This window comes from Bordetella petrii, assembly GCF_020991325.1.
Taxonomy (GTDB): Bacteria; Pseudomonadota; Gammaproteobacteria; order Burkholderiales; family Burkholderiaceae_B; genus Bordetella_A; species Bordetella_A petrii_E.
In genome coordinates, this window is record NZ_JAJMLX010000188.1 from 1 (window position 1) to 9,049 (window position 9,049).

At 68.4% G+C, this 9,049-nt stretch carries 9 protein-coding genes and 1 pseudogene; 8 read left to right on the forward strand and 2 right to left on the reverse strand.

Annotated features, from left to right (window positions below):
- Positions 1 to 1,482 (forward strand): AMP-binding protein (locus tag LPZ50_RS17190; protein WP_230662966.1); only part of this gene is annotated, 1,482 nt, incomplete at its 5' end.
- A 1-nt stretch (position 1,483) separates the two neighbouring features.
- Entirely contained in the window at positions 1,484 to 2,227 is a 744-nt protein-coding gene (locus LPZ50_RS17195) for a GntR family transcriptional regulator (RefSeq protein ID WP_230662967.1), read from the forward strand.
- 7 nt (positions 2,228 to 2,234) lie between these two features.
- Here the strand turns inward: LPZ50_RS17195 and LPZ50_RS17200 are convergent, their stop codons facing one another.
- Positions 2,235 to 3,107, reverse strand: a complete 873-nt coding sequence (locus LPZ50_RS17200; RefSeq protein WP_230662969.1) for a tRNA threonylcarbamoyladenosine dehydratase — start codon at positions 3,105 to 3,107, stop codon at positions 2,235 to 2,237.
- A 229-nt stretch (positions 3,108 to 3,336) separates the two neighbouring features.
- Here LPZ50_RS17200 and LPZ50_RS17205 point away from each other — a divergent pair, with 229 nt between their 5' ends.
- The 6 genes from LPZ50_RS17205 (at position 3,337) to purU (ending at position 8,437) form a co-directional block, all read left to right on the forward strand.
- Positions 3,337 to 4,551 carry an MFS transporter gene (locus LPZ50_RS17205; protein WP_419195607.1) on the forward strand — a complete coding sequence of 405 codons (1,215 nt, stop codon included), beginning with the start codon at positions 3,337 to 3,339 and terminating at the stop codon, positions 4,549 to 4,551.
- The gene (locus LPZ50_RS17210; protein ID WP_230662973.1) at positions 4,548 to 5,192 is read left to right on the forward strand and encodes a gamma-glutamylcyclotransferase; all 645 of its coding nucleotides are present in this window, start codon (positions 4,548 to 4,550) and stop codon (positions 5,190 to 5,192) included. Before LPZ50_RS17205 ends, LPZ50_RS17210 begins: the two co-directional genes overlap by 4 nt.
- 72 nt (positions 5,193 to 5,264) lie before the next feature.
- A complete protein-coding gene (gene pdxH, locus LPZ50_RS17215; RefSeq protein ID WP_230662975.1) occupies positions 5,265 to 5,897 on the forward strand; it encodes a pyridoxamine 5'-phosphate oxidase in 633 nt (210 codons plus the stop codon).
- 27 nt (positions 5,898 to 5,924) lie between these two features.
- On the forward strand, positions 5,925 to 6,437 hold the full coding sequence (locus LPZ50_RS17220) for a flavin reductase family protein (protein ID WP_230662977.1): 513 nt from the start codon (positions 5,925 to 5,927) through the stop codon (positions 6,435 to 6,437).
- 13 nt (positions 6,438 to 6,450) lie between these two features.
- Positions 6,451 to 7,560 carry an NAD(P)/FAD-dependent oxidoreductase gene (locus LPZ50_RS17225; RefSeq protein ID WP_230662979.1) on the forward strand — a complete coding sequence of 370 codons (1,110 nt, stop codon included), beginning with the start codon at positions 6,451 to 6,453 and terminating at the stop codon, positions 7,558 to 7,560.
- Positions 7,561 to 7,585: 25 nt separating this feature from the next.
- On the forward strand, positions 7,586 to 8,437 hold the full coding sequence (gene purU, locus LPZ50_RS17230) for a formyltetrahydrofolate deformylase (protein WP_230662981.1): 852 nt from the start codon (positions 7,586 to 7,588) through the stop codon (positions 8,435 to 8,437).
- 171 nt (positions 8,438 to 8,608) lie between these two features.
- Here purU and LPZ50_RS17235 read toward each other — a convergent pair.
- A pseudogene (locus LPZ50_RS17235) lies at positions 8,609 to 9,049 on the reverse strand (aldolase/citrate lyase family protein); the annotation flags it as partial.

Consider the following 9,049-nt stretch of genomic DNA (forward strand, 5'->3'; position numbering starts at 1 on the left):
CGCGTTGCCGCGGGCCTGGCGCGGGCGGGCGTGGGGCGCGGTAGCCGCGTGGCCCTGTGGTTGCCGAATTGCGCGGAATGGGTGCAGGCCTTCCTGGCCTGCGCGCACCTGGGCGCCGTGGTGTTGGCCGTGAATACGCGCTTTCGCGCCACCGAGGTAGCCGACATCCTGGGCCGCGCGCGCGCCGAATGGCTGGTGTACTGGCCTGGCTTCAAGGGCATAGACTTCGCCGGCATTCTGCGCGACGTGCCCGGCACCGCGTTGGCCACGCTGCGGGGCACGGTGGTGCTGGGCCAGGACGCCGATGCTGTCCAGGGTGCGCTGCCGGGGCTGCCCGCGCTGGCATGGCAAGCGCTGACCCGGCACGACGCCTCGCCGCCCGCTCCTGCGGGCGCCGACAGCGATGCGCTGTGCTTCACCACATCGGGCACCACGTCGCTGCCCAAGTTCGTGCTGCATGACCAGCGTACCTTGCTGCGCCACGGCGACGCCGTCGCCCAGGCCTATGGCTACGACGACGATACCCGCGTGCTGGCCGCCGCGCCGTTCTGCGGCGCCTTCGGCTTTGCCATGCTGGTGGGCGCGCTGGCGCGCGGCGTGCCGCTGGTGTCGGAACCGGTATACGACACCGCACGCACCGTCCAGGCCATCCGCCGCCACCGCATCACGCATACCTATGCCAATAACGAAGCCCTGGCCCATCTGTTCCAGGCCGGCCAGGCAGGCGATTTCGCATCGCTGCGCCTGTGCGGCTTCGCCAGCTTCGCGCCGGCGCTCGACAACCTGCTGCAGCTGGCCGACGCGCACGGCGTGCCGCTGACCGGCCTGTACGGTTCCAGCGAGCTGATCGCGCTGGTGGCCGCGCAACCCATGGACGCCGCCCATGGCGACGTCTCGGTGCGCTATCTGGCCGGCGGCCGGCTGATCTATCCCCAGGCACGGGTGCGGGCCTGCGATCCGCAATCGGGCGCCGTGCTGCCGCACGGCCAGTCCGGCGAACTGCAAATCCTGGCGCCCAGCCTGATGCGCGGCTACCTGGACAACGCCGATGCCACGGCCGCCGCCGTCACGCCCGACGGCTATTTCAAGACAGGCGACCTGGGCTACAGCGTCAGCAACCGCCAGTTCGTGTTTCAGGCGCGCCTGGGCGATTCCCTGCGGCTGTCCGGCTTCCTGGTGAACCCGGCCGAGATCGAGCGGCAGGTGGAGTCCCTGCCCGGCGTGCGCGCCTGCCAGGTGGTGGGCGCCGTGCACCAGGGCAAGACTGTTCCCTACGCCTTCGTGCTGCTGCACCCCGATGCGCGGCCCGACCCCGCCGGCTGGCAGGCCGCATGCAAGCGCGCGCTGGCCGGGTTCAAGGTGCCCGCCGGTTTCCATGTGCTGCCAGCCTTCCCGTCGGTGGAAAGCGCCAATTCGGTCAAGATCCAGAAGCACCGGCTGCGGGAAATGGCCGACGCCCTGCTGGCCGGTGGGGAGCACTGAGTTGCTGGACGGCAAACTCTATGCGCGCAGCCGCCAGCCGCTGTACCTGCAAGTGGCCGCCCTGTTCCGCAGCAACATCCACAACCGCAACTGGCCGCCCGGCCAGCGCGTGCCCTCGCTGCCCATCCTGGTGGAACAGTACGAGGTGGCGCGCTCCACCGTGCGCCAGGCCTTCGACGTGCTGGAAAGCGAGGGCCTGATCCACCGGTCGCGCGGCTCGGGCACGTTTGTCAGCACGGCGCTGCCGCAGACGCCCACGCTGCTCATCCCGAAAAGCTGGGACGAAACCGTGGCCCTGAGCAATCAGTTGGGCACGATTTCGCTGACGGAATCCAACGCGGGGCTGGCCCTGCCCGACAACCTGGGCATGCCCTGCGAGCACGCGCGCGACGGCCGCTTCCAATACCTGCGCCGCATCCATACCGCCGACGCCGGGCCCTTCTGCTATAGCGAGGTCTACCTGGACAGCGCCCTGTTCCGCAAGCATCGCGCCCGCATCCGCAGCAGCACGGTGGCGCCGGTGCTGGACGAGTTCTACGGGCACCGGCTGACGCATGCCCGCCAAGTGTTGAACGTGATCGAAGCCGGCCGCGAATCGGCCGAGGCGCTGCAGATCCCGGTGTCGGCGCCGGTGGCCGAACTGCGCCGCTATGCCTGCATTGAACAGCGGGTTGTGTACTTCGCCCGGCTGGAATTCCCGTTCCAGAAGATCCGCATGGAATTCGACCTGCTGGCAGCGCACTAGGGCCGGGCTAGGGCCGGGCCAGGGCCAGCCGCAAGGCTTCGTTCGCCACCGCCATGCCCATGGCGGCCGTCACCATCACCACCGAACCATAGCCGGCGCACGACAGGCCCTGGGGCGCCGCGGGCTGGGGTGCGGCGCCCAGATCGTCGCCCGCCTCGGCGGCGCGTTCCCAGGCCGCTGGCAAAATCGCCGGCTGGTCGAACCACAGGGCTCGCACTCCCATGCGCGGCACGCGCTTGAGCGCCTTGCCCTGCGCATTGCTGGCCTTGGGATAGCCATGCTGGCGGCGCAAGGTATTGCGCAGCTTGGCCAGCAGCGCATCGTTCACCGCCTGCGACAAGTCGCCGGCGCGCAGGGCCAGGGGGTCGGTCTTGCCGCCGGCCCCGCCGCACAGCAGCAGCGGAATGCCGCGCTGCCGGGCATGCAGCACCATGGCGATCTTGGCGGATGCCTGGTCGGTGCAGTCGGCCAGCGCGGTGTAGTAACCGGGCAATACCTGCTGGATATTGCCCGGTTCGACGAAATCTTCCACCAGGGTCAGGCGGCAATCCGGGTTGATGGCCCGGATGCGGGCCGCCATGGCCTGCACCTTGGCCTGCCCCAGCGTGGGGGTCAGGGCATGGACCTGGCGGTTGATATTGGATTCGGCAATATTGTCCAGGTCCAGCAGGGTCAGCGCCCCCACGCCGCAGCGCGCCAGGGCTTCGGCCGCCCACGAGCCCACCCCGCCCAGGCCGGCCACGGCCACATGGGCGTCGCGCAGGCGGGCCGGGGCATCGGGGCCATACAGGCGGGCCAGGCCGCCAAAACGGCGCTCGGCGTCGGCCTGGCAGGCGGAACCGTCAGCGTCCGGGGAAGCAATATCGGGGGTAATAGGCATGATGGCGGCTATTTTCCCACGCCGGCGCGTTGCGGGAACGACACAAACCCGCATTTTTCCACGCCCATCCGCTCAGCATGAAAATCGCCATTTGTATTCATCTAGCCCGCATCCGCCGACAACAGCACGGCTACCAGCGCGATTAATTGAAGCATCAATAGATTTGTCGCACAAGGCGCCTACCTCGACATTACCCGGAGATCGGCTCAGAATGGCTGAAGTTAACGCCGTGTCCGCCTCATCCCCGCCCCCCTCTCGTTCCGCTTCCGCGACGGAATTTTCCGGCGCGGGAATGCTGTGCGTGGTTGCCATGCTGAACCACGTGGCCCTGACCGGCGGACGCATCACCGTGTCCCTGACCGCGCTGCAACTGGGGCTGTCTACCTGGATGGTGGGCTGCCTGGTAGCGGTGTTTGCCGTCATTCCCATGCTGATGTCGATCCGTGCCGGGCAATGGATAGACCGTGTAGGAGTACGCCGCCCGGTAACGCTGGGCAATGCGCTGGTGGTGTTCGGCACCCTGCTGCCCTTTGCCTTCCAGACCCAGACAGCGCTGCTGGTGGCGGCCTGCAGTATCGGGGTGGGTTTCATGCTGCACCAGGTGGCCACCCAGGATGTGCTGGGCCACGCCGAGCCGCAGCGCCGCCTGCGCAATTTTTCCTGGCTGTCGCTGGCCATGGCGGGGTCGGGCTTCAGCGGCCCGCTGATCGCCGGCTTGGCGATCGATCACCTGGGGCCCCGGCTGGCCTTCGGCATCCTGGCCCTGGCCCCCCTGGTGGCCCTGGCCGGGCTGCGGCGGCTGCAACCGGCCCTGCGCTCTGTGGACGCGCAAATCGAGCCCGCCGCCCGCGAGCTCAGCCGCCGCCGCGTGACGGAACTACTGAAACTGCCGCCATTGCGCCGCATCCTGATGGTGAACACCATCCTGTCCGGCGCTTGGGACACACACCTGTTCGTGGTGCCGCTGTTCGGGGTGGCCATCGGCCTGTCGGCCACCACCATCGGCAGCATACTTGCCGCCTTCGCGCTGGGAACTTTCCTTATCAGGCTGGCATTGCCTTTTATCCAGACGCGAGTCAGGTCCTGGACGCTGGTGCGCACGGCCATGTGCATCACCGCCGCCGATTTTCTGATTTACCCGCTTTTCAGCGAAATTGCCTTCTTGATAGGGCTGTCTTTTATACTGGGACTGGCGCTGGGCTGTTGCCAGCCCAGCATGCTGTCGTTGCTGCACCAGCACACGCCCCCGGGGCGCGCCGCCGAGGCAGTGGGCCTGCGCATGGCGTTCATCAACGCTTCGCAGGTGTCGCTGCCGTTGACCTTCGGGGCGCTGGGTGCGGTAATTGGCATCGCTCCTTTGTTCTGGGCCTATGCCCTGGCGCTCAGCGCCGGCGGCTGGGCCAACCGACACCCGCCCCAAGACGCCGAGACACCCGTTCCGTGAATCCGCAGCCTTCCGTTTCCTATGCCGCCGTGCCCTTCCGCCTATGGACGCCCGAGGAACGGCGCGCGTCGCTGGACGACGCGCTGAAGCACTGGCGCCAGGGCGAAGATGTGTGGGTGTTCGGATATGGCTCGCTGATCTGGCGTCCCGAGTTCGAATTCCAGGAACGCCGCCTGGCCACCCTGCGCGGCCACCATCGCGCCCTGTGCCTGTGGTCGCGCGTCAACCGCGGCACCCCGGAATGCCCGGGGCTGGTTTTCGGGCTGGACCGCGGCGGCTCGTGCCGCGGCGTGGTATACCGCCTGTCCGGCCACGCCGTGCCCGACTTTTTCCCGGCCCTGTGGGACAGGGAAATGTCCACCGGCGCCTACCTGCCGCGCTGGATATCCTGCGCCACCGACGCCGGGCCCGTCAGCGCGCTGGTATTCGTGATGAACCGCGAGAACCCCGCGTATATCCGCGCCCTGCCCGAGGCCGAGCTGCTGGCCATTGTGCGCCGCGCCGCCGGACGCTACGGGCGCTGCACCGAATACGTGCTGCAGACGGCGCAGGCGCTGCGTGGCGCCGGCATCCGCGACGCCAGCCTGGACCGCATCGCGCGGCGCCTGGAAGAGCAGGCCGACCCGCTGCCGGACAACTGAGCCGGGCCGCCGGGCGAAGGCGGTAAACTCAGGTGGCTTGCCCTTCCTTTCCGCATCCGTATCACGCCTTCCATGTCAGTTTCCGATCTGCGCCAAAGCTACGAGAAAAGCACCTTGCTTGAAGACACGGCGGCGCCCTCGCCGTTCGACCAGTTCAGCCTGTGGTTCGACCAGGCCCTGGCGGCCAAGGTGCCCGAACCCAATGCCATGAGCCTGGCCACGGTGGACGCCACCGGCCAGCCGTCGGCCCGCATCGTGCTGATCAAGGGCTACGATGAACGCGGGTTCGTGTTCTTCACCAACTACGAATCGCGCAAGGGCCAGGACCTGCTGGGCAATGCGCGCGCCGGCCTGCTGTTCTTCTGGCAGCCGCTCGAGCGCCAGGTGCGCATCGAAGGCCGCGTGGAAAAGGTATCGGCCGAAGAATCCGACGCTTATTACCAAAGCCGCCCGCTGGGCTCGCGCATCGGGGCCTGGGCCTCGCGCCAGAGCCAGCCCGTCACCCGGGCGGAACTGGAAGCGCGCGAACAGGAAATACGCGCGCAATATGGCGAACAGCCGCCGCGGCCGCCGCACTGGGGGGGCTACCGCCTGGCGCCCACCCTGTTTGAATTCTGGCAGGGCCGCCCCTCGCGTCTGCACGACCGCCTGCGCTACCTGCCCGACGGCAAGGGCGGCTGGGCCATCGACCGGCTGTCGCCCTGAGCCGCCCCCCCTGGCCATCCTGCCTGCATGCCCGACATTTCCCCCGACTTCGACTCGCGCTTCTTCCGCACGGCCCTGGGCCGTTTTGCCACCGGCGTCACGGTCGTCACCACGGCCGCGCCGGATGGCGCGCGCATCGGCCTGACCGTCAGTTCGTTCAATTCCGTATCGCTGGAACCGCCGCTGGTGCTGTGGAGCCTGTCGCGCACATCGAGTTCGCTGGATGCCTTCGAGCAGTGCGAACGCTATGTGGTGAACGTACTGTCGGCCAGCCAGATCGCGCTGGCGCGCCGCTTCGCGCTGGGCCATACGCGCGAGCGCTTCGACGGATTGCCCCGCGTGCAGGCCCCGGGCGGCACGCCCATGCTGGACGAACACTGCGCCGCCTGGTTCGAATGCCGCAACCGCAGCCGCTATGCCGAAGGCGACCACATCATCATGGTGGGCGAAGTGGAACGCTGCGGCCATACCGGCGAGGCCCCCCTGGTTTTCCATGCGGGCGGCTTCGACCTGACTCCCGTCCACCAGCGTTCCGAATGAACGCCTTTGAATCATGAGTACTGACATCGACTGCATCGTGGTGGGCGCCGGCGTGGTCGGCCTGGCGGTGGCCCGCGCGCTGGCGCTGGACGGCCGCGAAGTCCTGGTGGCCGAGGCCGCCGAAGCCATCGGCACCGGCACCAGCTCGCGCAATTCCGAAGTCATCCATGCCGGCATCTACTACCCGGCGGGCAGCCTCAAGGCCCGTTTGTGCGTGCGCGGCAAGCACATGCTGTACGACTATTGCGCCCAGCGCGGCATTCCGCACCGGCGGCTGGGCAAGCTGATCGTCGCCACCACTGAAGCGGAATCGCGCCTGCTGGACGGCATCGCGGCACGCGCCCGCGCCAACGGCGTGGACGACATGCGCCTGCTCGGCGCCGCCGAAGCCGTGGCCCTGGAACCGGCCCTGCGCTGCACGGCCGCGCTGCTGTCGCCGTCCACGGGCATCGTCGACAGCCACGCCCTGATGCTGTCCTACCAGGGCGACGCCGAGAACGCCGGCGCGCAATGCGTGTTCCATACGCCCATGCTGACGGCGCGGGTGCGGCCCGAGGGCGGCTTCGACGTGCAATTCGGCGGCGATGAAGCCATGAACCTGTCCTGCAACGTGCTGGTCAATGCCTCGGGCATCCATGCGCCCACCCTGGCGCGGCATATCCAGGGCCTGCCGCCGGACAGCATCCCCGCCGAATACCTGTGCAAGGGCAGCTATTTCACGCTGTCGGGCCGCGCGCCGTTTTCGCACCTGATCTACCCCGTGCCCCAACATGCCGGGCTGGGCGTGCACCTGACGCTGGACATGGGCGGCCAGGCCAAGTTCGGGCCCGACACCGAATGGATCGCCGCCGAAGACTACACCCTGGATCCGGGCCGCGCCGAGGTGTTCTATGATGCCGTGCGCAGCTACTGGCCCGGCCTGGCCGACGGCGCGCTGGCGCCCGGCTATACCGGCATCCGGCCGAAAATATCGGGTCCGGACGAACCCGCCGCCGACTTCGTCATCGCCGGCCCGGCCGCGCACGGGGTGCCCGGCCTGGTGAACCTGTTCGGCATCGAATCGCCCGGCCTGACGGCCAGCCTGGCCATCGCCGAAGAAACCCTGGCGCGCCTGACGCCCTAGCTTCCACCGCCATTTTTCGTACACCATGCACACCGACTACATCCTGACCCTGTCCTGCCCCGACCGCACCGGCATCGTGTACCGCGTCAGCGGGCTGCTGTTCGAACTGGGCTGCAACATTCTGGATTCGCAGCAGTTCGGCGACGACGAAACCGGCCGGTTCTTCCTGCGCGTGCATTTCGACCTGCCGGCCACGGTGGCCGAAGGCAGCCTGCGCGAACAATTCGCCGCGCTGGCCGGCGGCTATGAAATGGACTGGCAGATCCACGATGCGCGCCGCAAGGCGCGCCTGCTGATCATGGTCAGCAAGCAGGGCCACTGCCTGAACGACCTGCTGTTCCGCGTGCGCAGCGGGCATCTGGCGGCCGAGGTCGCGGCCATCGTGTCCAACCACGACGACTACGCCGGCCTGGCGGAGTCTTACGGCATTCCCTTCCACCACCTGCCGGTCACTGCGGACACCAAGGCCGGCCAGGAAAAACAGATACTGGAACTGGTGGAAAGCCAGCAGATCGACCTGGTGGTGCTGGCGCGCTATATGCAGATCCTGTCGCCCGAGATGTGCGTGGCGCTGGCCGGCCGCGCCATCAATATCCACCACAGCTTCCTGCCCAGCTTCAAGGGCGCCCGTCCCTATCACCAGGCGCATGCGCGCGGCGTGAAGATCATCGGCGCCACGGCGCACTACGTGACGTCCGACCTGGACGAAGGCCCGATCATCGAGCAGGACATCGAGCGCGTGGACCACGCCATGACGGCGCAGGAACTCACGCAAGTGGGCAGCGACGTGGAATCGCTGGTGCTGGCGCGCGCCGTGCGCAGCCACGTGGAACACCGCATCCTGCTGAACCGCAACAAGACGGTGGTGTTCCGGTAATTGCCTCGACACGACGGGGTCAGGCACCCTGCGGGAGCCAGACCCCTGGCTAAGCCGCCTGAATTACTGCCTGTACCATGCGAGGTGTCTGGCTCCCGTCAGGGTGCCTGACACCGTGCGACTGAGGCCGTCGTGGCTCACAACGATGCCTGCCACCCACAGTAATCGCCATCATTCCTTGCCCGCCTGCGCCAGCCACGCCAGCGCCAGGTCATGCAGCGGCTTGTCCACCAGCTTGCCGTCCACGGTAATGGCCCCTCGCCCGCCTTCGGCCACGGCCGCGGCGACGCGGCGGGCCCAGGCGAGTTCGTCGTCCGACGGCAAGAAGCCCTGATTGACGGGCGCCACCTGGCGCGGGTGGATGCATAGCTGCCCGCCGAACCCCAGGCGCCGCGCCCCGGCGGCCATGTTCTGCAAGGCGGCGGCATCATCCCACTGCAGGGCCGTGCCATCGATGGGCGCGGCCAGGCCGGCCAGGCGCGAGGCCATGACCAGCGCGATGCGCGCGGGCAGCCAGCCGCGTTCGTCCTGGATACCGGTATCGCGCGCGAAATCCACGCTGCCGAACACCAGGCGGCCGACGCCGGCCACGCGCGCCAGGCCGCGGGCCTG